At 54.2% G+C, this 24,255-nt stretch carries 19 protein-coding genes; 16 read left to right on the forward strand and 3 right to left on the reverse strand.

All coding sequences use genetic code 11. From position 1 onward, the window contains the following. Positions 1-173 precede the first annotated feature (173 nt). The 8 genes from JIN87_RS18285 (at position 174) to JIN87_RS18320 (ending at position 11,895) form a co-directional block, all read left to right on the forward strand. The gene (locus JIN87_RS18285) at positions 174-1,250 is read left to right on the forward strand and encodes a family 20 glycosylhydrolase (RefSeq protein WP_200357050.1); all 1,077 of its coding nucleotides are present in this window, start codon (positions 174-176) and stop codon (positions 1,248-1,250) included. A 22-nt stretch (positions 1,251-1,272) separates the two neighbouring features. Beyond that, positions 1,273-2,457, forward strand: a complete 1,185-nt coding sequence (locus JIN87_RS18290; protein ID WP_200357051.1) for a heparan-alpha-glucosaminide N-acetyltransferase domain-containing protein — start codon at positions 1,273-1,275, stop codon at positions 2,455-2,457. 103 nt (positions 2,458-2,560) lie between these two features. Beyond that, on the forward strand, positions 2,561-3,187 hold the full coding sequence (locus JIN87_RS18295; RefSeq protein WP_200357052.1) for a TetR/AcrR family transcriptional regulator: 627 nt from the start codon (positions 2,561-2,563) through the stop codon (positions 3,185-3,187). Beyond that, positions 3,184-4,542: a TolC family protein gene (locus JIN87_RS18300; RefSeq protein WP_200357053.1), complete on the forward strand. Its 1,359-nt coding sequence runs from the start codon at positions 3,184-3,186 to the stop codon at positions 4,540-4,542. Before JIN87_RS18295 ends, JIN87_RS18300 begins: the two co-directional genes overlap by 4 nt. A 23-nt stretch (positions 4,543-4,565) precedes the next feature. After that, positions 4,566-5,735 carry an efflux RND transporter periplasmic adaptor subunit gene (locus JIN87_RS18305; RefSeq protein ID WP_200357054.1) on the forward strand — a complete coding sequence of 390 codons (1,170 nt, stop codon included), beginning with the start codon at positions 4,566-4,568 and terminating at the stop codon, positions 5,733-5,735. 23 nt (positions 5,736-5,758) lie between these two features. After that, complete coding sequence (locus tag JIN87_RS18310; protein ID WP_200357055.1) at positions 5,759-8,938, forward strand: efflux RND transporter permease subunit; 3,180 nt, start codon at positions 5,759-5,761, stop codon at positions 8,936-8,938. A 93-nt stretch (positions 8,939-9,031) separates the two neighbouring features. After that, positions 9,032-11,116, forward strand: coding sequence for a glycoside hydrolase family 52 protein (locus JIN87_RS18315; protein ID WP_200357056.1), 2,085 nt, complete (start codon positions 9,032-9,034; stop codon positions 11,114-11,116). A 29-nt stretch (positions 11,117-11,145) separates the two neighbouring features. Then, positions 11,146-11,895, forward strand: a complete 750-nt coding sequence (locus JIN87_RS18320) for a hypothetical protein (protein WP_200357057.1) — start codon at positions 11,146-11,148, stop codon at positions 11,893-11,895. On the opposite strand, the gene JIN87_RS18325 is transcribed toward JIN87_RS18320, so the two are convergent. Beyond that, complete coding sequence (locus JIN87_RS18325) at positions 11,892-13,073, reverse strand: aldo/keto reductase (protein ID WP_200357058.1); 1,182 nt, start codon at positions 13,071-13,073, stop codon at positions 11,892-11,894. The genes JIN87_RS18320 and JIN87_RS18325 overlap by 4 nt on opposite strands. 219 nt (positions 13,074-13,292) lie before the next feature. On the opposite strand from JIN87_RS18325, the gene JIN87_RS18330 reads away from it, so the two are divergent. From JIN87_RS18330 to JIN87_RS18340, 3 genes are read left to right on the forward strand one after another with little or no spacing between them, the layout of a single operon-like run. Further along, positions 13,293-14,105: a fumarylacetoacetate hydrolase family protein gene (locus tag JIN87_RS18330; protein ID WP_200357059.1), complete on the forward strand. Its 813-nt coding sequence runs from the start codon at positions 13,293-13,295 to the stop codon at positions 14,103-14,105. Between the two features lie 32 nt (positions 14,106-14,137). Beyond that, entirely contained in the window at positions 14,138-15,718 is a 1,581-nt protein-coding gene (locus JIN87_RS18335; RefSeq protein WP_200357060.1) for an aldehyde dehydrogenase (NADP(+)), read from the forward strand. Between the two features lie 27 nt (positions 15,719-15,745). Next, the gene (locus tag JIN87_RS18340) at positions 15,746-17,758 is read left to right on the forward strand and encodes a YjhG/YagF family D-xylonate dehydratase (protein WP_267909416.1); all 2,013 of its coding nucleotides are present in this window, start codon (positions 15,746-15,748) and stop codon (positions 17,756-17,758) included. Here JIN87_RS18340 and JIN87_RS18345 read toward each other — a convergent pair. After that, positions 17,743-18,678, reverse strand: a complete 936-nt coding sequence (locus JIN87_RS18345) for a hypothetical protein (RefSeq protein ID WP_200357061.1) — start codon at positions 18,676-18,678, stop codon at positions 17,743-17,745. The genes JIN87_RS18340 and JIN87_RS18345 overlap by 16 nt on opposite strands. 172 nt (positions 18,679-18,850) lie before the next feature. On the opposite strand from JIN87_RS18345, the gene JIN87_RS18350 reads away from it, so the two are divergent. The 3 genes from JIN87_RS18350 (at position 18,851) to JIN87_RS18360 (ending at position 21,572) form a co-directional block, all read left to right on the forward strand. Further along, the gene (locus JIN87_RS18350) at positions 18,851-19,234 is read left to right on the forward strand and encodes a Dabb family protein (protein WP_200357062.1); all 384 of its coding nucleotides are present in this window, start codon (positions 18,851-18,853) and stop codon (positions 19,232-19,234) included. A gap of 180 nt (positions 19,235-19,414) precedes the next feature. Further along, positions 19,415-20,668 carry an NnrS family protein gene (locus JIN87_RS18355; protein ID WP_200357063.1) on the forward strand — a complete coding sequence of 418 codons (1,254 nt, stop codon included), beginning with the start codon at positions 19,415-19,417 and terminating at the stop codon, positions 20,666-20,668. A 58-nt stretch (positions 20,669-20,726) separates the two neighbouring features. Next, positions 20,727-21,572 (forward strand): CvfB family protein, encoded by an 846-nt coding sequence (locus JIN87_RS18360; RefSeq protein WP_200357064.1) that lies wholly within the window; start codon positions 20,727-20,729, stop codon positions 21,570-21,572. A gap of 367 nt (positions 21,573-21,939) precedes the next feature. On the opposite strand, the gene JIN87_RS18365 is transcribed toward JIN87_RS18360, so the two are convergent. Further along, complete coding sequence (locus JIN87_RS18365) at positions 21,940-22,356, reverse strand: hypothetical protein (RefSeq protein ID WP_200357065.1); 417 nt, start codon at positions 22,354-22,356, stop codon at positions 21,940-21,942. Between the two features lie 486 nt (positions 22,357-22,842). Between JIN87_RS18365 and JIN87_RS18370 the strand changes: the two genes are divergently transcribed. Further along, positions 22,843-23,730: an SDR family oxidoreductase gene (locus tag JIN87_RS18370; RefSeq protein WP_200357066.1), complete on the forward strand. Its 888-nt coding sequence runs from the start codon at positions 22,843-22,845 to the stop codon at positions 23,728-23,730. Continuing rightward, a complete protein-coding gene (locus JIN87_RS18375; protein WP_200357067.1) occupies positions 23,727-24,158 on the forward strand; it encodes a DoxX family protein in 432 nt (143 codons plus the stop codon). The genes JIN87_RS18370 and JIN87_RS18375 overlap by 4 nt, the downstream gene beginning before the upstream one ends. Positions 24,159-24,255: the final 97 nt, after the last annotated feature.

Here is a 24,255-nt window from a genome sequence, read left to right on the forward strand (position 1 = left end):
GTCTGATATTCGGGGACTTACGAATAGACTCTAAGCGCTGCTGCCGGACCAGAATCGACAACCAGGAATCTATTGCCGCATCCACGCGTTCACCGGATAAATCAAAAACTAAAGCATCTTTGCAAAATTTTGCCTTAGCCGCTTTTATTATACTAATCAAAATACCCCGCCCTATGACTCGATTTCTGCTGCTCTCACTACTCGCGTTATCCTTCAATCTCCCCTTCGGGTCTTCGGACGAATTGCCCGTTCGAGGCTTGAGCATCAAATGCCCCGCAGCCCAGCAAGTCGACCGTTTCATATCCTTCGTCGACACCGAACTAGCCCCCAGAGGGATCAACCTGCTCGTGCTACGCGTCGACTACAATTTCGACTACCAAAGCCACCCGGAGCTGAAAGCCCCCAATCCCCTCAGCCTCGCCCAAGTCAAACAACTCGTGGACATGGGCAAGCGAAACGGCATCCGGATAATCCCGCAAATCAACCTTTTCGGACACCAGTCTTGGCACAGCACCCTCGGCCCGCTCCTTAGAGTGTATCCAGAATTCGATGAAACCCCAGAAATCGAGCTGCCCCCGGAGGGAACCTACAAGTGGCCAAACCAAGATGGACTCTACTGCAAAAGCTACTGCCCCCTCCATCCCGACGTTCACAAAATCGTCTTCGCCCTCGTCGACGAAATAACCGAAGCCTTCGAAGCAGACGCCTTCCACGCCGGACTCGACGAAGTCTTCTACATCGGACACGACCAGTGCGACCGTTGCCGCGGAAAGGACGTAGCCGAACTCTTCGCCGGCGAAGTCATCAAAATTCGGGACCATCTCGCCAAGACCAACAAGAAACTCTGGATCTGGGGCGACCGTCTTATCGACGCGGATACAACCGGTATCGGCATGTGGGAAGCCAGCGACAGCGGCACCCATCGAGCCATCGACCTCATCCCCACCGACGTCGTGATCTGCGATTGGCACTACGAAAGAGCGGAACCCACTCCCACATATTTCGCCTTGAAGGGCTTTAACGTGCTCGCCTGCCCCTGGGACAAACCGGCTCCCGCCCGACAACAATATGAGCAAGCGATCGCCTTCCGAGCCCATTCCAACCCTAAGCTAGCAGAACGCCACCAAGGAATCCTCCACACTTACTGGTCCTCCGCCAAACACTTCATGGATCTCTACGAAGACCCAACGGGAGCAACAGAGAAACAACTCGGCCCTATCAAAGTCCTCGAAGAAATTTTCCCAAAATGATAGTGCCCTTCTCCCCCTCCCTATGAACGACCGGATACAATCCATCGACATCTTCCGCGGAATGACCATGCTCCTAATGGTCTGGGTCAACGATTTCTGGAGCTTAACCGACATTCCCCATTGGCTGGAGCACATGGCCTATGACGAAGACGCCCTCGGTTTCTCCGACGTCATCTTCCCCGCATTTCTCTTTATTGTCGGACTATCGATTCCTTTCGCCAATCGAGCTCGCCAGAAGAAAGCTCAGAACCGGATCGAAATAGCCTACCACATCATCATCCGATCCGCCTCGCTGATTCTGATGGGAGTGTTAATGGTCAACCTCGAGAGCTACCACGAAGCATCCGCTTTTTTACCTCGGCCCATCTGGCAGATCGCCATGGCTTTAGGATTCTTCCTCATTTGGAACGTCTATCCCAAAGGAGAAGACTGGCGCTCAAAGCGAATCCTACTCAAGTCCGCGGGATGGCTAGTTCTCGCCACAATTACAGCCCTGTTTCGAAGCGATCCAGAAAGCGGATACAATTGGATCGAACCTCATTGGTGGGGCATTCTCGGCTTGATCGGCTGGTCTTACCTGATCTGCGCCTTGCTCCAATTATTCACTGGCGAAAAAATCCTCCCGATCGCTATCGCTTGGATAGGGCTAGTGCTCTTTAACATCGCATCGTTCGCCGGCTGGCTAGATTTCCTAAGCCCGGTCAAAAGCTACATCTGGATAGTAGGCGACGCGTCACTCCCCGCCCTCACCATGGCCGGTTGCTTCGCGTCGCTCCTCTACCTCCACCCCTCCACAAAACAAAAACCTCTCCAATACTGCTTCAGCCTACTGGCCCTCGGCCTACTCTGCCTCTTCGTTGGAGTTTTACTCCGCCCCTACTGGGGAATTTCAAAGATCCTGGCGACCCCGGCCTGGACCGAGATCTGTACCGGCATCGGCTTCGTGGCCTTCTCGGTTCTATTTTGGATCGCAGACATCAAAAAGGCGACGCGCTGGGCGTCTTTCCTCAACCCCGCCGGCACCGCCACCCTCACTTGCTACCTGCTTCCCTACTTTGTTTACGCCATCTTCATAATGAGTGGATTTAAGCTGCCACCCGCCCTCACGACCGGGACCATAGGCCTCGCAACATCGATGCTCTTCGCCCTCGCGATCGTGTATGCAACCGGAATCTTGAATCGATTCAAAATCCGTCTCGCTCTCTAGAACGACCGGCAACCCCATGCGAAAAAACGGGGATTCCCTGAAAGCCCCCAAAATTCAAACAATTATTTGAAATAGGCTTTTGAATCTGTTCGTTTGGCTCACGATGACTCGTGCCACGACCCGACAGAAAATCCTCTCCGCAGCCATTGAGAGCTTCGCTCAAAACGGCTACGCAGGCACGACTGCCTCCCAAATCTGCAAACGAGCCAACGCGAATATAGCCGCCGTCAACTACCACTTCGGTTCAAAAGACGCCTTGTTCGAACAAGCGATTGCAGAGGCCTTTTCAATCGCCGAACGCACCTACCCACTCGAAGACGAAAGCTGCGAAACACCTGAGGCTCAGCTTCGTTACTTCATGAGCTCGGTCATTCGACGCGTATTTGACGACGGACCCGCTGGCCGAATCGACCAGATCGTTTGCCATGAGCTCAATCGCCCCTCCGGCCCGAATCCTCTCGTCCTGCAGGAAATCCAAAAGCGACAAGGACAACGAGTCCGTAAGATACTCGGCAAGCTCCTAGACACACGATCCGAAAAGCTCCTCAACCAGGCCCACGCGAACATCGCCGCACTCTGCTTCTTCGTGAAAGTAGCCAAGCCTCTGCAAAAACGAATTTTCCCCGAGCCGCCTACACCATCACAGCTTGATCACTACATTCACGGTCAAATCGAGTTTGCTCTCGCCGGGCTCGCCGCTCTGAAAAACTCCTTCTCCAACAAGAAATGAATCGCACTCCCCTCCTTTCACTAACACTTACCGCCCTCGCCATCTCAGGTTGCGTCAGCACCGAAGACTGGCAGGAGAAAGAGACTCTCGCGACACCCGAGCAGTTCACGAAAGCGTCGGTCCCACAACTCGAAATCAAGGACTCCCTCATGGAGCTCTTCGACCACCAAGGTCTCAACTCACTTGTTGAATCAGCTCTCGAAAACAATCCGGAACTCCAGCGTTCGCGGGCTCGCCTAGACGAAGTGGCCTACAGCGTGACTCGAGCAAAGTCATCTCAACTCCCACAGCTCAACGCAAACGCCGCCGCACGGCGCAACGACCCAGTCGGCGGCTCTCCAGACAACACCTACAGCATCGGCCTAGACGCAAGCTGGGAAGTCGACATCTGGGGCAAGATCCGCTCCGACGTGCGAGCGAGCAAGGCGGATTTGGCAGCGGCAGAAGCCGACTACCTAAACGCCGAGCAATCGCTCGTCGGCCAAACGATGCAAGCATGGTTCAGTCTTGTATCCGCAGAAAAGATACTAGATCTCGACGCCCGCCGCGTGGAATCCTTCCAGTCGACCGAAAACTTGGTCTCACGCCGCTTCGAGCTCGGCGAGGCGACTTCCACCGCTCTCAACCTTGCAAAAACGGACCTCGAAAACGCCAAAGCAGACCTACAAGCGAGCCTTAACAACAGAGACCAAGCCGCGAGAACCCTCAACCAAATCCTCGGTTCCTATCCAGATGCCGAATACAACCACGAAACGCAGTGGCCCAGTCTCGACACCACTGTCTCAGCTGGACTCCCATCCGATCTGCTCACAGCACGCCCAGACGTAGTAGCGGCTTACGAAAGACTCATCGCCGCCGACGAACGAATAAAAGTCTCTCAGTCAGAACTATTCCCATCGTTCCGCCTGACTGCAGACGGAGGCAGAGCCAGTTCTGTCCTGGACGATCTATCAAGCTCTGCCTTCAATTCCTGGAGCGCCTTAGCTGCCCTCTCAGTCAATATATTCGATGCAGGAGCCCGTAGATCAAACATAGGAGCAGCCAATTCACGAGCAGAACAAGCTTACTTCAACTACCAGTCAGTAGTGCTCAACGCCTTGAAGGAAGTCGAAAACGCCCTCGGCTCGGAATACTATCTCGCCAGCGAAGAAACCGCTCGAGTCTCCGCCCTCGAAGCCGCACGCCGCTCCATGGAACGAGCTCAACGAGACTACGAAACCGGCCTCGTCACAATCCTCTCTCTTCTCGAAAGCCAACGACGCGTATTCAATACAGAACGACGAGTCATCAACCTCAAAGCTTCGCGCCTCAACAATCGAGTTCGACTCGCCCTCTCAGTCGGCAAGGGAGTCTAACCCGAACCCAATCATCATTCCGAATGAAAAACACGAAACTCATCATCAATCTGATCGGAGCTCCCGTCCTGCTTGTTGTCATGGTCGCCCTTGCTGTGCTTATGGTCAAAGGCCGAAAAGCACCGCCCACCTTCCCCAAAAAGGAAGTGGTCATCAGTGTCGTCGTAAACGAAGCCTCCCCGCAAACCGTCACCCCTGTAGTACAAACCTTCGGCACCACGCAAAGCTACTACAGCACCTTGGTCTCCAGCCAAGTTGGCGGAGAGATCATAGAAATGTCGCCCGACTTCGAGGTCGGAAACTCCCTCGCGAAAGGAGACTGGCTGGTAAAAATCAACCCGGCCGACTTCGAAGCAAACCTTGCAAGCAGAAGAGCCGCCCTCGCCAACGCCATCACCGCGCTGGCGGAGGAGGAAACGCGTAGCCTTCTCGCCAAGGAAGACTGGCTAAGCGCCGGAAAAGCTCTTTCCCAAGCGACCGACCTAACGCTACGCAAACCGCAACTCGCCGCAGCAAAAGCTGCCGTGCAATCCGCGAAATCCGCCGTCGCCCAAGCTGAACTCGATCTCGAACGGACCACCATCGTCGCCCCCTTCGATGCGATCGTCGACAAACGCACCGCCAGTCTCGGCGACGTCGTTTCCCGAGGAGCAGGCCTCGGTTCCATTCTAGCCCGCGAGCGTATCCAGGTGAGAGTTCCAATCACTCCTAGCCAAGCCGCCCGTCTCCGCCTCCCGCACTTCGGAGAGAACAACGACCCGCTCAGCGCCACCCTCACTTCCCCCACCATACCAAACGCGGAATGGGAAGCCTCCATCGGAAGAGTCGAGCCCTTGATCGATCCACGGAACCAAAGCGTATACCTCGTCGGGGACATCGAGGATCCCTTTGAAAATCAGAGAGCCTTTTTGCCGGTCGGCGCCTTTGTAAACGTGTCCATCTCAGCCGAACCAATAAACGAGGTCTTCACGTTCAGGGAGGCCGCGGTCGTGGAAGACGCTTTCGTCTGGGTTGTCAGCCCAGATTCGACGCTGGCGAAACAAGAAATCGACATCGTATTCACCCAGGAAGGACAGATACTCGCGAAGATCGAATCCCCCAAATTCCCGTTTCCGCTGCAGGCTCTAGAGCTCCCACTCGCCTCTCTTAAAGAGGGACAAAAAGTCAAAGCCATCCACACCGACTCGAACTAATCGACCCCCAATAGAAATTCGCCATGGCTGACGACCCTATTCAAAAACACCCGATCATCGCGTGGTTCGCGTCCAACTCTGTGGTTTCGAACATATTGATGTTCGTAATCCTCGGCTGGGGGATAAGCTCCGCAATAAACATCCGCAAAGAAGCATTCCCTTCTTTCGAAGCAGACTCCGTCACCATCTCAGTCCCCTTCAACGGAGGGGTACCCGAAGACGTAGAACGCGGCGTAGCCATCAAGATCGAAGAAGCCCTACAGGGCGTGGACGGCATCGAGCGTATCCGATCGACAAGCACAGGTTCTGGGGCAACCGTCACCGTTGACTCCCAAGAAGATTACCCCGTCGGCAGGCTATTCAATGACATAAAGGTTCAAGTCGACGCGATCTCGACCTTCCCAGGCGAAGCGGAAAAACCGGTCATCAAAGAAAACAAACGGAAAAACTCCGTCATCTGGATCGATGTCCACGGCGAGGTGGACGAAGGCGTTCTCAAAGAAACCGCACGCGAGGTGCGCGACGAACTCCTCAAGCTTTCCGACGTAAATCAGGTAAACGTTTTTGGCGACCGTGACTACGAAATATCCATCGAACTCACCGAAGATAAGCTACGGGCCTATGACATCACCTTCGACGAAGTTGCCCAAGCCATTCGAGACAACTCCATCGACTTGTCTGGGGGCTTGCTCCGATCCGATCGTGGCGACATCGCCCTCAGATCCAGAGCCCAAGCTTACAACGAAAAGGACTTCGCCCGCATCCCGCTCAGAACCAACCCAGATGGCACCCGCATCCACTTGGAGGACGTCGCCATCATCCGAGACGGCTACGTAGACCAACAGTATCTCAACCGCTTCGACGGCGAGCCAACCGTCAGCCTTCAGGTCACGACAGATGGCGACAAGGACATCATCGTCGCTTCAAAACAAGCCGCCGCTCTTGCTTCCACCTATGAGCAACGTTTCGGACTCCCTGAAGGCGTTACGCTCTCGGCTTGGAACGACGGATCCGAGTCGATTCGCAGCCGCCTCGAACTTCTCACGCAAAACGGCCTGCAAGGCGTATTGCTCGTGCTGCTATCACTTAGCTTTTTCCTAAATGTCCGACTCGCCGCCTGGGTCGCCATCGGCATCCCCGTATCGATCGCAGGAGCTATGCTCCTATTTCACCTTCCTGTATTCAATATTTCACTCAACCTGATTACCGCGTTTTCCTTTATTATCGTACTCGGAATCATCGTCGACGATGCGATCGTCTTGGGGGAATCAATCTACACGGAGAAAGAAAACCAGAAACACTGGAAAGATCCCGACGCAAACATACGGTCCACCGTACGCGGCGTATCCAGAGTTATCACTCCTGCGACCTTCGGAGTGCTCACCACCATCGCCGCCTTCTTCCCGCTCACACAAGTTTCCGGCCGAATGGGCAACGTCTTTGGTCAGATCGCGATCGGCGTCATCTTCTGCCTCATTTTCTCCCTCATCGAATCAAAATTGATCCTCCCCTCCCACTTGGCTCATATCAACGTTCACTCAAAGCCAGGAAACCCGATATCCAAATTCTGGGCACGCTTCCAAGGGCTCTTCGGAAAAGGATTGAGAAAATTCATCGACTCCACCTATCGCCCCGTCTTGATCAAAGCGATCGAGTACCGCTACGTAACGCTCTCGGCATTTCTGGGCCTCCTCGTCCTGATCGGCTCATTGCTGCCTTCCGGTAAACTTAGATTCGTCTTCTTCCCCGATATTTTCCAAGACAACGTCGCCGCCAACCTCACCCTCGAAGAAGGTCTCCCCGTCTCCCACCTCCACGAGAGCACCCTGCAAATCGCCGAAGCGATTCGCCTCGTCAACGAGGACATCATCAAGGAGTTCGGAGAAAGCGCCGTGCGACACATCCAGATTTCCTCTCGCTCCAATACCAAATCAAGCGTCTCGGCGAGTCTTACAACATCCGAAGAACGCGACATCGACACCGGACAGATCGTCAATCGCTGGCGCAAGAAGGTGGGCGAGATCGCCGGAGCCAAAGCGCTCTCCTTCAGCGGCCGAGCCGGTCCGCCTAGCCAAGGATTGTCGCTTCAGCTAGAAAGTAAGAATCTCGAAGCCCTTCAGGAAGCAGCCGACGCTCTTAAGGAGCGAATCTCCACGTATCCGGGAGTTTACGACATCAAAGACAGCTTCAGCTCCGGTCGCCCCGAAATCCTAGTCAACCTCACCCCCGCCGGCCAGGCCTCCGGGTTCAGCCGACGCGATTTGGCCAGCGCCATCCGTTCCGCCTTCTTTGGCAAGGAGGCCCAACGCATCCAACGCGGACGCGACGAGGTAAAAGCCATGGTACGCTACCCTGAGGACGACCGTGGCCAACTGGACACCTTACGCGACATGCGCGTTCGCTTGCCCGACGGGACCGCTCTCCCATTCTCCATCGTTGCGGAAACCGATTTCGGGGAGTCACTAGCCGCCATCGAGCGCGCCGACTACAACCGCATCGTTTCAGTCTCCGCCGAGGTGGACAAGACAGTCACCTCCGGAGACGAGATCCTGGCTGCTCTCAACATCGAATATTTCCCCGTCTTCGCTCTTGAACATCCAGAGGTAAACCTCGCTCTACGCGGCGAGGCCGAACAACGGGGCAAATCCATCAAGTCCCTGCAAGATGGGCTAAAGCTATCGCTCCTACTCATCTTCATCCTCTTGGCGATCCCGCTGAAATCTTACATCAAACCGTTCTTCATCATGTCGGTCATCCCGTTCGGCATCATCGGAGCCTTGCTCGGCCATTTCATCGTGGGCATCCCAGTGTCGATCCTCTCCCTCTTCGGAGTGCTCGCCCTCTCGGGCATCGTCGTCAACGATTCGCTTGTCCTCCTCGCTCGAATCGACGACCTGAGGAAACAAGGGGCAAGCCTCAGAGAAGCCATCATCGAGGCAGGACCGCAGCGCTTCCGAGCGATTTTGCTCACCACGCTGACCACCTTTATCGGCCTCGTCCCGATTCTCCTTGAACCAAGCGTGCAAGCCCAGTTCCTCAAGCCCATGGCCGTATCGGTCGGCTTCGGAGTGGTGTTCGCCACAGCCATCACGCTCATTCTCCTGCCGGTGCTCCTCATCACTTTTGATGAAACCGTCTCATCGTCATTTCGCTACTACCGGGACGCCATCAAACGAAAGTGGGGAACCCAAGAAGAGGAATAGAGCACTCGCTGTTCTATAGAAAGTCCAAGGCGCACCTTTACGCATACGGGAATTGAAATAGTTTTCGCACTCACGTAGTCAGAAAACGATTTCATGAAGCCAGAAAACCCTTCTTTTCACGCACACCACTCTCCTATGGGGGCGCTCGCCTCCTTCACTTGCGGCGCCCACGGAGCCAAAGGTGGCATGGGCCTCGAGCTTCCAGCCGCCTTCCAAGGTGAAATCTCCATAGGCTATCTCGACGCGGAAAACACGCTGAGTCTCCTCCCTCTTTTTGAAGGGAGCGAATCCTCCGAGTCCGAACGCTACGTCGAGGGTGCCGAAGGCACCAGCGGCAAACTCAAGGTTCTGCAAGGTGTTCAGCGCGACTACAAGTGGGCGACCGACACCATTGGAGCTGAGGGCGTCTCGCTCGAAATCGCGACCCCCTTCTTCCCGATTCCTGATCCGGCCGAAGCCATGCCGAGCGAACTGGGATTCGCCAGCTGCCCCGTCGTACACCTCACCCTACGATTCACAAATGACAGCACAACCAGTCGCCGCGGCATTTTCGCCCTCGGAATCGATCGACGCTGGAGCTCTCTTGAGGAATCGACCGGCGGTTCCTTGACCGGAGCCACAAGCCAAGGCCAAATCGGATTCGCGACCGACACCGATGGCGTAAGCTGCTGGATGGACTTCGATCCAATCTCAGCAATGAACCGCCAACACTCCACGCCAGAGTTCCTCCTCGGCCCCACCGCTGGACTCGAGGTCGAAGTGGGTCCTGGCGAAGAAAAGACCATCGAAATCGTACTCGGGTTCTTCAAGTCCGGCCCCGCCACGTACAACCGAGAACTTTCCTATTATTACACGCAACATTTCACCAACCTGTCACAGGTTCTCGAATACGGTCTAGCGAGTCGTGAGGACTATCTCGCAATCGCCGCAGAACGAGATGCCGAACTGGAAAAGGCGACGCTCAACGACGAGCAGAAATTCCTCATCGCCCACGCTACTCGCAGCTACTACGGCTCAACTCAGTGGCTCTGGGATGGGGCGAAATCCGTCTGGGTCGTCAACGAGGGAGAGTACTTGATGATGAACACCTTCGACTTAACCGTCGATATGCTCTTCTTTGAGATGCAATTCAACCCATGGACCGTTCGAAACATCCTTGAGCAGTTCACGGAACGATACTCCTTCTACGATTCCGTTTTCGATCCCCAAGATCCGGATACACTTTATCCAGGAGGACTCTCTTTCACCCACGACATGGGAGTCATGAATCACTGGAGCCCCGCAGGTCGCAGCTCTTACGAAGTCGGAGGCCTAGACCGAGCCTGCTTCTCCCACATGACCTGCGAGCAACTCACAAATTGGGTTCTCTGCGCAGGTGTCTACTACGCCCAGACCCGGGACGAAGGCTTTCTGCGAAAGCACCGTCAAACGCTCGTCGAATGCTATGAGTCGCTGCAAAACCGCGACAACCCCGATCCCGCGAAGAGAGACGGCATCATGAGCTTCGAATCTTCACGCACTGAAGGCGGCGGCGAGATCACGACTTACGATTCACTCGACCACTCCCTCGGCCAATCCCGTCGAAACATCTACCTTGGCGGAAAAATGTGGGCATCCTATGTGGTCCTGGAAAGCCTCTTCACTGAAAGCGCTCTCGAGGAGCTTGCAGACAATGCAGCGGCATCCGCCAAACTCGCAGCTGATACCTTGACCAAAGGGTTTAATGAGGAGCTCGGCTTCATACCTGCCGTCTTAGAGGAAAACAACCAAAGCGCCATCATCCCAGCGATCGAGGCCCTCGTCTATCCACACGTCATGGGCCTCACTCACGCGACCGATCCGGAAGGCCCGTTCAGCGAATATATCGCAACTCTCAAAAAACACTTTCACCACATCATGGATACAGGCATGTGCCTTTACGAAGATGGAGGCTGGAAACTATCTTCATCCGCAGACAACTCCTGGATGTCCAAGATCAATCTCTGCCAATTCGTGGCTCGGGCGGTTCTCGGCTTCGACTTCGGCGAAGCCCAATTCAAAGCCGACCAAGCCCACGCCCGCTGGGAACGAGAAGGCTCCAAGCTCTCCGCCTGTTCCGACCAATTCCGCTCCGGAGTCGCCCATGGCTCGCTCTACTATCCGAGGATTGTGACGAATATTCTTTGGCTCTCGGAGTAATCGGTGTAAAGCCACCGTAATCCGATTTTATGCCACTTCGCGAGATCCAGCTAAACCTCGAGGGGAACGAAGGGCACGAGCCCGAGCACTTTTGCCTCGAGCACGTCGAACATATCTTCATGGACAACCTTCCCAAGAAGATAGATATCGATGGGCACGAAAAGCTAATCATTAACTGCTTCGCAAAGCGGTCGGAGGACCTCGACCGCTTTGTCTCGCTAAAACCGACGATCGGAAGCTTCGCCAGTTTCGAAATGTCGGGTTTCGACACCGAAACGTTCCGTAAACACTCAATTCCAGAAAAGGAAAAAGTCGCCGCGCTTTGGATACGTAATGCCTTAGCTGAACTATCGGAACGTTTCGAGATACCCATCGAAGCGATCAACACCGCCCATGCCCGCACAGTTGAATCTGGTTTTAGAAAAGAGTGGATCCGCAAACAGAGCTCGAAATCACGAGGCGACCGGAAACTGCGACTGGAGACACATTGCGTCTACGACCACAGCGGCATCTCCGTCACTCTCCATATCAAAAGCAGGCAAAAGACGATCGCTAAAACAAGTCCAGATTCCGGTCGCAAGATGCGTGGAATCAAATTCGACTATGACTCGGTTGTTTGGGAGGAAGATTGCGTCTGCATAAAAAACGCCTTCGGAGACCCGTATCTTCGATTCCGTATTCTAGAGGACAATACGGTAGAGCTGCTAGGCTCCACCAAAGCCGTCCGCCTCATGCAAAGAGGCGAGTCGCTGATCATCAGCACCAACAAAAACGCCTAGCTCTCGCTCTGACGTTTCACCTCGGCCGCGTTAAACATGGCGTGGGCTTCGTCTAAAATCTCGGGGATACGATCAGCGAACGGGCTCCCCGCGAGCGATTCTTTCAACGCAACCGGGTCCACATCGCTCACCTTTTGACCAGGAAACCAGTGGGCCGCGTTACCAAGCAAATTGTAACGCATCTTCCCCCACTCCACGATATCCAAACTCTTGCCGTAGGTGTAGAGGCGCAAGATCTCCTTTACGTTAATATCGCCAGGCACATCCCACCACTCAGGAAGCCCCTTCCACCAGCCATCGCACCACTCCTTTCCTAGGATCGAGGCCATTTCGGAACGAATCCGATTCAGAGCCGGAGTCATTGTTTCCTCTGCTGAATCGTAGTAATCGAGCATTTTCACATGTGTATCGAAATCCTGTGGACAGCTCACCCCCATACTCAAGGTATGCACTTCTGGCCGCGAAAGACAGAACAAGGCATTCCACTGCATCGGATCCAGATCGCCGCACAGCTCCTTAAGTTTCGCCGGAGGATCGTAGAGCCTTCCGCCCTTGTCGTTCGGACTGATGATAAACACTCCCATGTCCTTTTTGTGAGCGAGCTGGATCGCCTCCCAATTCAGCTCATTGACGAAGTACCAATGCAAGTTCACGTAGTCGAACTCACCCGTCGCCACCGCATCGCAAATTTCCTGCGTTCCTCCATGGGTCGAAAACCCAACAAAGCGAATACGACCTTGAGCCTGCAGCTTACGCACGACTTCCAAGCAGCCCCCATCGCGCACAGTCCAATCCAAAGTCTCCGCATTGTTGATACCGTGAAACGAAAACAAATCCACATGATCCAACTGCAGGTACTCCATCGACTTCTCGAAAGTCTCTAGAAACTTCTTCGGATCCGGGTCGGGAGCGACTTTCGTCTGCATGATGAAGTCGTCGCGATTTATCTTTGGCAGGACTTGCCCAAGCTGCATCTCCGACGTACCGTAGCCACGTGCCGTTTCAATATGATTGGAACCGACTTCGAGAGCGAATTTCACTGCCGCCTCCAGGTTCTCCTGACCACTTTGCTTGATGCTCTCCAGAGGCTCGTCCGACCAACTCTGCTGGAATCTCATCCCACCGCAAGTGATCACCGGCATCTGTAGCTCCGTCCTTCCGTATCTCCGATATCTCATCTCAAAACAGCTCTGCTATCGAATAAACACGGCAACGCCACCCAAAAAACTGCAAGAGCACGTGACGATTAACGCTTTTTCCCGCTATGCAGAGCGAAGCTGTCTTCATAACTCAACGTTTAATGAAATCTGCCCCGTCTAACTATATTTTTCGCTTACGAATGCCCGAGGAAGAGCCCTTAATCGAATTTGAAATCCCCACCCCCGTTTTCCCCTCACATGATCTTGTCACGCCATAATATCTCCAACGCCGACCGCTGGGCAATCGACGGCATGCTTCTGCCACCTGAAACTTCGCTTAGCTCGCTCTTGCAGATGAGTCGAAGGGAAATGATGTCCAACCTCGCTTCAATCGCATCCGCGGAGGCAGTCAATGGAGAGCCGCTCGCTCCGATCGACGCCGATCAGGAAGTTTGGGCTTCCGGTGTCACGTACATGAGCAGCCGTCTCGCTCGTGAGGCCGAATCCGAAACAGCTGACGTTTACGAGAAGGTATACGATGCCGACCGCCCTGAATTGTTCTTCAAATCCAATGGCTGGCGCGTAGTAGGTCCCAACGGAAACATACGCGTTCGCAGCGACAGCGCTTGGGACGTCCCCGAGCCCGAGCTCACCCTCGTCATCAACGCTCATGAAGAAATCGTCGGCTTCACCGTTGGAAATGACGTTTCATCTCGCAGCATCGAGGGCGAAAACCCGCTCTACCTTCCTCAAGCCAAAGTCTACAATCAATCTTGCGCCTTGGGTCCCGCGATCAAGCTGGTAGACAGCGAATCGCTTCGCGACCTTCCCATTCATTTGCAAATCCACCGTTCAGGCAGCGTAGTATTCGAGGGCGAAACTCGGACCTCGCAAATGAAACGGAATCTCGAGGAACTCGTTTCCTACCTCTTCCGTGAAATGGATTTCCCAAACGGAGCCCTCTTGATGACTGGGACTGGGATAATCCCCACCGAGGAATTCACTCTGCAATCAGGAGACCTCGTCCGTATCCAAATCGATGATATGATTCTCGAAAACCCAGTACTCTAGCTCGAAACCCAAAGAACAACATTTTCAACACCATGCAAAAAATCCTATCCAACGGAAACTGGATCAAATCCAACAACCCAACTGGTTCATTCCACGCCTATAATCCCGCAACAAGGGAAAAACTGGACGAACGTGAATTTCCAAATTCAAGCTGGGAAGAAATCGAGAGCCTCATCGAAAACGGCCACGCTGCAGCTCAAGATCTACTTGATGTTTCCCCGAATGCGCTAGCGGACTTCCTAGAAACCTACGCCGCAAAAATCGAAGCCGCTACTGACACGCTTGCTGAGATCGCAAATCAGGAAACCGGGCTCCCAGTTACACCTCGCCTCGCGGGCGTTGAGATTCCGCGCACCGTAAACCAGATCCGACAAGCAGCCGCCTCCGCTAGGTCCGGTGATTGGTCGCAACCAACGATCGATACAGCTACCAACATTCGCTCCATGCACGGAGCTCTGGGTGGTCCAGTGGTTGTATTTGGCCCGAACAATTTCCCGTTCGCCTACAATGGAATCGCAGGAGGTGACTTCGCCTCCGCTATCGCAGCCGGCAACCCAGTAATCGCAAAAGCGCATCCAGCCCACCCCTACACAACTCAGTTGCTCGCCGAACTCGCGCAGGAGGCAGTGGCACAACACGATCTTCCTTCAGCCACAGTTCAGTTATTCTACAACACGGAAAATGAGAACGGTCTGAAGCTCGTCGCACACCAGAAGGTCGCTGCCGTAGGATTCACCGGGAGTCGTCCCGGCGGCCTTGCGCTGAAATCAGCGGCTGACCAAGCTGGTACACCGATATTCCTGGAAATGTCGTCAGTAAACCCGGTTTTCGTATTACCAGGCTCACTACAAGAGCGCGGAGCAGAAATCGCAACCGAGCTTCACGGCTCATGCACGCTGGGAGCGGGACAATTCTGCACTAAGCCGGGACTCATCGTTGTTGAGAAAGGAGCCGAGTCAGATGCCTTCATCGAGGCGATGACCGAGAGCTTCACCAGCACACCAGCAGGAGTGCTCTTAACCAGTGGAGGCGAGACGGCGGTCTCTTCTGCAGTGGAACAACTCTCGGCCGCCGGGGCTAAGGTTCTGGCAGGCGGAAAACTCTCCGACACTGCCCACTACGGATACGAACCCACTCTGTTGAGCGTAGGAGCCGACACCTTCCTGGAAAATTCTGAACAGCTACAAAGCGAAGCGTTCGGGGCAGTATGCCTAATCGTCATCGCTCGAAGCGAAGATCAGATCCTGCAAATCGCATCGCAGCTGGAGGGAAATCTCACTGGCTCGATCTTTTCCGCAAACGATGGCTCGGAGGATTCCTTCTATACAAAGCTGGCCAAGACACTTCGTACGAAGGTAGGCCGACTCCTCAACGACAAGGTTCCAACAGGTGTGGCAGTGTGCGCCTCCATGAATCACGGTGGACCGTATCCAGCGACTGGACATCCTGTATTCACGGCAGTTGGCTTTCCCGCAAGTATCATCCGTTTCAGCGCGTTGCACAGTTATGACAACGTTCGCCATGATCGCTTGCCTCTAGCCATCCGAGATAAGAATCCGAGCGGCAGCCTGACCCGCTTGATCGATGGTGAGAGAACGACAAAGGACGTTTAGACGCCCCTCCCTTCCACATTAAGCGCATTGGCTTCGAAACACACAGTCGAACAAGTACTGCCCGGAGCTGACCCGCTTCTAAAAACTCGTACAAAAGGAGTTGGGCCAGTCGGACAACTTCCCGTATCCAAGGAGCAACTTCGCGAAGCGCCTAGCGGTGACCTATTCGGTCTGACTCAAAATGCGGGAATGGGTTGGCGAGCGTCCGAAATTGGACGCGATCCCTACCTCATAATCAGTACCGCAGGCGGTCTTCGTCATCCGGACGGATCCCCAATCGCTCTCGGCTACCACACGGGACACTGGGAAATCGACCGCTTGGTTAAGATTGCTGCCGAAACATTCAGTGCCGAGGGAGCTCTCCCGTTCGCAGCAGCTTGCAGTGACCCTTGTGACGGGAGATCTCAGGGAACGACAGGCATGTTCGACAGCCTGCCCTACCGTAACGACGCAGCAACTACTATGCGTCGACTCATCCGCTCCCTCCCGCGACGGAAAGGCGTACTCGGCATCGCCACCTGTGATAAAGGCTTGCCAGCAACCTTACTCGCGCTTGCCGGAAGCGGGGATCTCCCTGGTGTGATTGTCCCCGGAGGAGTCACCCTCCCTGCAGAGGGAGGCGAAGATGCGGGAAAAGTTCAGACCATCGGAGCGCGATTCGCCCAGGGGGCGATCAGCTACGACTACGCCGTAGACATGGGCTGCAAGGCCTGCGGTTCTCCTGGGGGTGGTTGCCAATTTCTTGGCACGGCAGCGACCTCTCAGGTCGTTTCAGAAGCCATGGGACTCAGTCTTCCGCACAGCGCGCTATGCCCCTCAGGCGAGCCAGTCTGGAAGGATCTAGCCAAACGTTCCGCAATCGCGCTTTTAAGGCTATCCGAAGCTGGAATCACCGTATCCGATATCCTGACTCAAAAGGCTATCGACAACGCAATGATCGTACACGCAGCCTTTGGAGGTTCGACAAACTTGCTGCTTCACATCTCGGCGATCGCTCACACTGCAGGTTTACGAACACCAGTAGTTGAAGACTGGACACGCGTTAACCGAAGCACCCCAAGGCTTGTCGATGCCTTACCAAATGGCCCACGCAACCACCCTACAGTACAAGTCTTCATGGCAGGCGGCGTGCCTGAGGTTATGCTACATCTCCGCGAGATGGGACTCCTACATCTCGACGCCTTGACTTCTACGGGCCAATCTCTCGGTGAGAACCTCGCTTGGTGGGAAAAGAGCGACGCAAGATCCCAAGCGCTCGAGCGACTCCGAGAACTTGATAAGGTCGATCCAGAAGAAGTCATCTTCGGCCCAGCTTACGCTCGCGAGAAAGGCTATACCTCCGCGCTCGTCTTTCCCACTGGAAACATAGCCCCTGATGGATCCGTCATAAAAGCCACCTCGATCGATCCGACAATGGTCGATCAGGAGAATTGCTTCCACCACGAGGGGAAGGCTCGCGTCTTCGCCAGTGAATCTGCAGCCATCAAAGCGATTAAGAGCAAAGGAAAGGACGCAATTAACAAAGGTGACGTCATTGTACTCATCGGCTGCGGTCCTACCGGAACAGGAATGGAGGAGACCTACCAACTCACTTCAGCCCTAAAACACTTATCCTGGGGCAAGCATGTTCCCGTTCTGACGGATGCTCGTTTCTCTGGCGTTTCCACAGGGGCTTGTATCGGACATATCGGCCCTGAAGCGCTTGCTGGCGGTCCAATTGGAAAGTTGAGAGATGGAGACCGAATCGAAATTCACATCGATCGAAACGAACTTACCGGGAGTATCAACTTCCTCGGGACAGATGAAGGCGACCCACTTTCCGCGAGCGACGCTGCTGATGTCCTCCAAAAACGCGAAACACATAGCTCCGTTTCCCCGCACCCTCAGCTCCCCGACGACACCCGGCTCTGGGCCGCCTTACAGGATGTCAGCGGCGGCACATGGAACGGATGCGTCTACGACGTCGACAAGATCATCGAAACGCTGGAAGCTGGAAAAAAGGCGATAGCCGAATCGAGAGAGCCTCAGGAGGACTCCTGAAAATAGTTTCGGATCTCGATCACGTCATCTTGCTTGATCGCTACCAAAAACGCTTTTCCACCCACCAGCCACAAGGTGAGGTACTTGCTGTGCTTCGAATAACGAACATCCCTGACTGACTCGTATCCATAACGAAGCTCTACTTGCCTGCCTCGTGGCAAAATCTGGATACCTTGTGGCGCGAACGTTATTCTCTTCGGAAAACGACGATAGCTCATAGCTGTCCCAATCAATACCGACACGAGCATCCCTATCGGATACCACAAGCGAGTTCCCCAAGAGTGATCACCCATGCTTCCCGTAGCATCCTCCTGGAACCAATCCAAAATGTTTGGCAGCAAGTCCAGATAAGCGAATCCGAACAGAAGCGCCTGTACCGCCAAGCCCAAAGACACTCCAAAACTCAACAGAGGAGCTAAACCATTCTTTAGCTCGATTGTGGGAGCGGTAGTCTTCTGGTTCACCGAAGCTCCAGTTTCCTTCGCCGGATCCTCTTCATACGCCCCCACGTTCTCTTCAGGATCAGGCTTAACGTATTCACAATTCCAGCACTCGCTCAACGAGTCAGGAACGCTTTTCGAGCAGGCGGGACATACCCACTCGATCTCCTTCTCCTCCTGAGCGCGAGGAAGAGCAAAAGGACGAAAAGCCTCCGGCAATGCCTCCTGATATTCCTCAAATTCAATCTCTCCGTCCTGCCAGCGATCGTATTCAAAACTCGCTTCGTAGAAGCTCTCGTAGTCCTCTGGCCTAAGGGCCCGACCACGGCCGCATTCGGTGCAACCAAGCGAACATAGCTTGTTTCGCTCCTTATCAATCTCGAAGTGCACGCTGTGCGCTGTCGCTCGCGAACAGTGGCTACACTTCGCGATCAGACAAACCACTCCGAGATTTCGGTAGACATGTAAATTCTGGTGCATCTGAAAAAAGCGTGGCAGGTTAGAGAGCTTTCAAAACAAGCGCTGCCTATTCGCTGAAAACAAGCTTTTCTGGCAAGGTGAATTTTCCTAGCAATCATCTTGAACTAACCCGCGTTTTCCCTTCAGCCGACTCTTGAGAAGGCTCTCTCTTACCCAATTAAAACCGTCTATTATGAAAAAAATTGTTCTCACTATCCTAAGCCTCGCCGTCCTCGCTCTGGGAGCTGTCAATCTCAGCGCCGCCCACCATAAAAACAAAGCGACTCCGCACACTGTGATCCACGTTGTTACCGTGTCATGGAAGGCAGACGCTAGTGATGACGCGATCCAGGCCGCACTCGACGGCGTCGTCCAGCTCCAGAAGGATTACGACGGAATCACCCGCGTCTGGATCAAGACCATCAAGGCCCAGGGCAATCGAAGCCACGCCTTCGTCATGGAATTCAAGGACCAGCAAGCCCTCGTCGACTACGCCGGTAGCGACGCCCAAAAGAAGTGGTACAAAGTCTACTACCCAGTTCGCGAAGGCAGCACGACCTTCGACATAACGAACTAACACACTTTCCGAAACAAGTTTTAGGGCCCGTCTTCAGTTTTCTGAAGGCGGGCTTTTCATTTTTCTCAACGGGCTCCAACGCCGCCCCCCCTTTTCCTTACTTCATGGTAGTTTTTTCTTTATTTGACCTCTCGCGAATCTAAACTGACTGCAGACATTTCGAACGAAGAAACCTCAGCCATGAGCCAACAACGATTTCACGTCTTTCATCCGCAACAGCGAAACCGGCCGCCAAATAGCTTTTACACGCTCGCCGAGAACGAACCGTTCCGAATCTTTTTCCCCCTGGGAATGTTGCTGGGCATCATCGGCATCGCCCTATGGCCGCTACACTACGCAGGAGTCATTGAAACGTATCCGCTAGCCAGCCACCTACGCCTCATGATTCATGGATTTCTGGGCAGTTTCGTGATCGGATTCCTTTTCACCGCAGGGCCTCGACTACTGAGTTGCCCGCAGCCCAATGGATCGATCATCGAAGGGCTGCTGATCGTATCAATTCTCCAATCAGTATTCGCCTTTCTCCACCCTATCGCGGCAGACGCTCTGTTCCTCTTCCAGCTATCCGCTGTCCTCTTCCTCGGACTCGTAGGATTCAAGCACAGGTCCGACCTGCCACCGCCTGGATTCATCCTCGGAATCGCCGGACTGCTAAGCGCTTTGGTCGGTGCTGTCCTCATGCTTATGACCGATCTGGGCAAGGGAGGCAGCCTAGGCTACCAACTGTCGAGAATCCTCCTCTTCCAGGCCTTCCCGGTACTGCCGATCATCGGCATCGGCGCCTTTTTCTTTCCCAAACTGACCAAAGATAAAAACCCACAGGACCTCCCTGTAAGTCGCTACCCCAGCAAACAATGGCTGGTCAGAGCGAGCTACGCAGCAACCGCCGCTTTCGCATTCGGATTTTCCGTCTACTTGGAAATCAAGGGGAACCATCAATTCGCTTACCTCTTGCGAGCCGCAACCCTCGCGACCTATCTGTGCCTGGAAACGCCTCTATTGATTCGATCTCGAGGCGACAGCTCCCAACGACTGCACCTCATCGCCTGCTCGATCGCCATTGTCTCCAGTTTTGCAGCGATCGCCTTCTATCCCGCGCAAAAAACAGCTTGGCTGCATGGCTTCTTTATTTGCGGGCTCTCGGGAGCGATCGTACTCGTCGCAACCCGAGTCGTCTTCGGTCATAGCGGCAGACCTCTCCTCGCTCTGGCAAGCCGGAAACCTCTGCTCTGGGGCATCCTCTTCCTAGCGATCGCCGCCAGCGCCCGCGTGTTCGCAGACTTTCGACCTGACATCCGAATCACACATTACCTCTACGCGGCCACCTTTTGGCTCGTGGTCGCAGCGGTCTGGTTAAGCAAAGTCGCACCTAAGGTCAGATTCGAAGAGCCTGAAGAACCAAGCAATCCGCTCGCGCCGCCACGTCCACGTTAGTCGAAACCGAGCCAAAGCTTGCGCGACCGCCAGACGCGAGCCAGCTTCCCTAGCTACTATGGCAGAGCTCGGCAAACAGAACGAATTGGCGATCGTTAACGAATCCCCACACGGCCTATATCTCGATGGAGGAGATCTTGGCGACATCCTGCTTCCCAGCGCCTACGTGCCACGAGACCTCACCCCAAACTCCAAAATTTCGGTCTTTGTCCACCTAGACTCCGAGGATCGGCTTGTCGCGACCACCGAACGCCCCAAAGCGGAGGTAGACCAATTCGCCGCCCTGAAAGTAGTCGAAGTGAACCGCCGCATGGGAGCCTTCCTCGATTGGGGGCTCAGCAAAGACCTATTGCTACCCTTTCGAGAAAGCCGTGGCAGAATTGAAGTCGGCGACACCAGGGTGGTTCGAATCTACATCGATCAAGCGAGCGGACGAATCGTCGCAAGCGAGCGGCATTCTCGCTTCCTTAGCGATGCCCGCCCACGCTACCAGCCACAGCAGGAAGTCGACCTGATCGTCGCGAGCGAAACCCCTTTGGGCTACAAAGCGATCGTCAACAACACCCACGTCGGCCTCCTCTACGAAAACGAACTTTCCGATCCACTGAGCGTCGGCCAATGCTTCAAAGGCTACGTCACAAAAGTCAGAGCAGACGGAAATATCGACCTACGACGCGACCGCTCCGGTTACTCCCGAGTAGCTCCGCTCGCCGAACAAATTCTCGACAAGCTCAAAGCAAACCAGGGCCGTCTGGAGCTCGACGATCGATCTTCCCCCGACGCGGTACGAGCCGCCTTCAACGTCAGTAAAAAGGCGTTCAAGCAGGCTCTCGGCTCCCTGTACAAGCAACGAGCGATCAGCTTCTCGGACGGAGGCGTCGACCTCATCGACCCCAAACCTTGAACGCATCAGCTCCAAGGGGCATAGGGCGGCTTCCTAATGGTCACTAGGCGACACCCGCACCTAAGGCAGGGTTAACTACTCTCGCCCCTGACTAAAATGGACAGTTTTCAGCAAAAGATCACTTTTTTTGAACATCTGCCTATTTCATCCGTCATACATCGCGTAGGACATCGCTTAGCGAGTCCTCATTTGGGGTAACAAAGAAAACAAGTTAGCGGATCGCTTAGGGGTAGGCGATCCGCTTTTCTTTTGTTACCGAGCTTTGAATACATCTCCCTACAAGCAACAAGCGAACCCCATAAAGGGATTCGCTTGCCAGGGGTAGGACTCGCCTGTTCGGCGTCGTAGTTTGGGCTTGTAGCGCCAGCTATTTCGCAGCTAGCAAAAAATTTCCATATTCGTAGACGTAGCTATCAGGAACGAGATTTGTACGAATTTCCTCCGTGCCGGAATAGAAGTGCATTTGCTCGGGCATTTCGTAGCTCAACAATGTAAGGATAGAAACAATACGGCTCTTGCCCGCCTCCAGATCCCCAATACGCCGGCAAACAAATGAAGCTTCACCAAAGCGGTCGAACCGCATCACGCAATAAGCGTCTTCCACATCCTCCACAGCCGTCACACGCGCCGTAAATTCAAACCAAGCCGTCTGCTTCAGGAAACGTACCTCCTCGCCTTCCCTCACCACTCCGGCCCGCTTGTTCTCGATGATCTCCACATCCAACAACCCCGGACCAAACGTGTCGCTTGAAAGCATCGTCACATTCTCTTTCCGACTTTTCACCAAACCATCTCCGGTAAAGCAATACGGTGCATTTCCACGTATTTCATAAACCGGAATCAAGGATCCCTCCTCCAGACAATACAGCGAACTCTGCCCCTGCAGCGACCCACACGAAAGAAAACAGAAGAATACTAAAAAGGTAATATTTCGTGTTGTTATTTCCCTCATAATGCAGTCGATTTCTACTATCCATAAGATCGCCTAAACGCCCTTATTATCAACGTCTCCAACCCGATTGATAACTAACTTACAAACCTCTAGCATGTCTTTTACAGGACCTCGTGGACTCCCTTAATTCAAGGCTCCAATCTTCCTCAGTTTTTACCCATCGAGCTCTGGAAATACCTAGTTAACGCAGTGCAAACCGAAGTAGTTCAACCGTATCCAAAACAACATGACATTCTGTCAAGTCTAGCAGTTGAATTTTAATAGCAACAGATCGAAACAAGACACTCCCGCTTTAGGGTTTCGAAAACGAGCCACACCGTGAATCCCACCTATCAAGTCGTCCTCATTACTGGCTGTAGTTCAGGCATCGGCTATGAGCTCATCCAGCGCTTCGATCGGAAAGGATACCGCATCATCGCCACGGCCTTGCCAAACTCTCTCGCGGAGCTCGAATCGAGCCCAGCTGCTCAAAGCCAACGCATCACAGCCAGAGGCCTTGACATAGCGGATTACGAAGCCACCACCCGCTTGGTTCGGGAAACAGAGCAAAGCATCGGCTCGGTCGACATTCTCATCAACAATGCCGGCATCTCCTATCGCTCTACTGTCGAAGACATGACGGACGAGGACGAGCAGCGACAACTCCAGGTCAACTACTTGGGCCCGATGCATCTCATCCGCACCTGCCTGCCGGAAATGCGTCGCAAGCGCTACGGACGCATCATAAACATCTCCTCAGTTGGCGGCATGATGGCGATGCCAACTATGGCCTCCTACTCCGCCTCCAAATTCGCGCTCGAAGGGGCTAGCGAGTCCCTTTGGTACGAACTTAAGCCATGGGGCATACACGTCAGCCTCGTGCGTCCCGGCTTCATCAACTCTCTCGCATTCACCAAGGTTCAATACTCTCGACGCAAAGCGGCCGGCGAGAGTTCGCCCGAGTACGATTCCCACTACGAGAACATGAAGACCTTCGTTGAGGGCATCATGCAACGTACCCCCTGCACATCGAAGGACGTAGCGCGACGCATCTTCAAACTGAGCCGCCAGAAACGCCCCAAGCTTCGCGCCGCAGGAACGCCAGACGCCAGCCTCTTCTATTTTATCCGACGAGTCTTGCCTCGCTTCGTCTACCACAGGCTTCTCTACAAAACACTGCCCGGCGTATCCAAGTGGGGCCCGGGCAAACCACAGGACAAATCATGAGCCGAGATTTTGCCGACCTGGTTTTTCGCCTGCTCTTCAGCTTGATCTTCATCGGGCTCGGGGGAGAACACCTTCTCAGCGACGAGCTGATACAGAAACTCATGCCTGAGTGGATGCCCGGTCCCAGATTTGTATCCATTTTCTGTGGTATCATCCTCTTCACAGGCGGGAGCATGATCGCCGTCGGCTATCGCTTAAAGCTAGCAGCCATCCTCCTCGGCTCCTTTCTGGTGCTAGTAAGCGCCGTTGTCCACGCCCCGGCCCTTCAAGGGATAGCATCCCCTGTCGCAGACCCCCGAGATCAATGGCTTTGGGAAACCCTGCAGCGTAGCAATTTCGTCAAAAACCTCTGCCTGCTCGGCGTTTGCATGATGCTCCCATTCTACACCCCCGGCAGGTGGTCTCTCGAACGTATGCTTAAAAAGTAAAGCGTAATTACTATTAGCTCCCTTCACAGAGGGAGCTGCTCTAGCAAAGGAAGACTAATTGCAAACCGAGGTCTTTTTTTACTTTTCAAAGCTCTGA

The sequence above is a fragment of the Pelagicoccus mobilis genome (assembly GCF_016595505.1).
Lineage (GTDB): Bacteria > Verrucomicrobiota > Verrucomicrobiia > Opitutales > Opitutaceae > Pelagicoccus > Pelagicoccus mobilis.

What these genes read in the sequence shown, in the direction of transcription:
- JIN87_RS18285 (WP_200357050.1), top strand. Translation starts at nt 174, where the DNA reads ATGACTCGATTTCTGCTGCTCTCACTACTCGCGTTATCCTTCAATCTC.
- JIN87_RS18290 (WP_200357051.1), top strand. Translation starts at nt 1,273, where the DNA reads ATGAACGACCGGATACAATCCATCGACATCTTCCGCGGAATGACCATG.
- JIN87_RS18295 (WP_200357052.1), top strand. Translation starts at nt 2,561, where the DNA reads ATGACTCGTGCCACGACCCGACAGAAAATCCTCTCCGCAGCCATTGAG.
- JIN87_RS18300 (WP_200357053.1), top strand. Translation starts at nt 3,184, where the DNA reads ATGAATCGCACTCCCCTCCTTTCACTAACACTTACCGCCCTCGCCATC.
- JIN87_RS18305 (WP_200357054.1), top strand. Translation starts at nt 4,566, where the DNA reads ATGAAAAACACGAAACTCATCATCAATCTGATCGGAGCTCCCGTCCTG.
- JIN87_RS18310 (WP_200357055.1), top strand. Translation starts at nt 5,759, where the DNA reads ATGGCTGACGACCCTATTCAAAAACACCCGATCATCGCGTGGTTCGCG.
- JIN87_RS18315 (WP_200357056.1), top strand. Translation starts at nt 9,032, where the DNA reads ATGAAGCCAGAAAACCCTTCTTTTCACGCACACCACTCTCCTATGGGG.
- JIN87_RS18320 (WP_200357057.1), top strand. Translation starts at nt 11,146, where the DNA reads ATGCCACTTCGCGAGATCCAGCTAAACCTCGAGGGGAACGAAGGGCAC.
- JIN87_RS18325 (WP_200357058.1), bottom strand. Translation starts at nt 13,073, where the DNA reads ATGAGATATCGGAGATACGGAAGGACGGAGCTACAGATGCCGGTGATC.
- JIN87_RS18330 (WP_200357059.1), top strand. Translation starts at nt 13,293, where the DNA reads ATGATCTTGTCACGCCATAATATCTCCAACGCCGACCGCTGGGCAATC.
- JIN87_RS18335 (WP_200357060.1), top strand. Translation starts at nt 14,138, where the DNA reads ATGCAAAAAATCCTATCCAACGGAAACTGGATCAAATCCAACAACCCA.
- JIN87_RS18345 (WP_200357061.1), bottom strand. Translation starts at nt 18,678, where the DNA reads ATGCACCAGAATTTACATGTCTACCGAAATCTCGGAGTGGTTTGTCTG.
- JIN87_RS18350 (WP_200357062.1), top strand. Translation starts at nt 18,851, where the DNA reads ATGAAAAAAATTGTTCTCACTATCCTAAGCCTCGCCGTCCTCGCTCTG.
- JIN87_RS18355 (WP_200357063.1), top strand. Translation starts at nt 19,415, where the DNA reads ATGAGCCAACAACGATTTCACGTCTTTCATCCGCAACAGCGAAACCGG.
- JIN87_RS18360 (WP_200357064.1), top strand. Translation starts at nt 20,727, where the DNA reads ATGGCAGAGCTCGGCAAACAGAACGAATTGGCGATCGTTAACGAATCC.
- JIN87_RS18375 (WP_200357067.1), top strand. Translation starts at nt 23,727, where the DNA reads ATGAGCCGAGATTTTGCCGACCTGGTTTTTCGCCTGCTCTTCAGCTTG.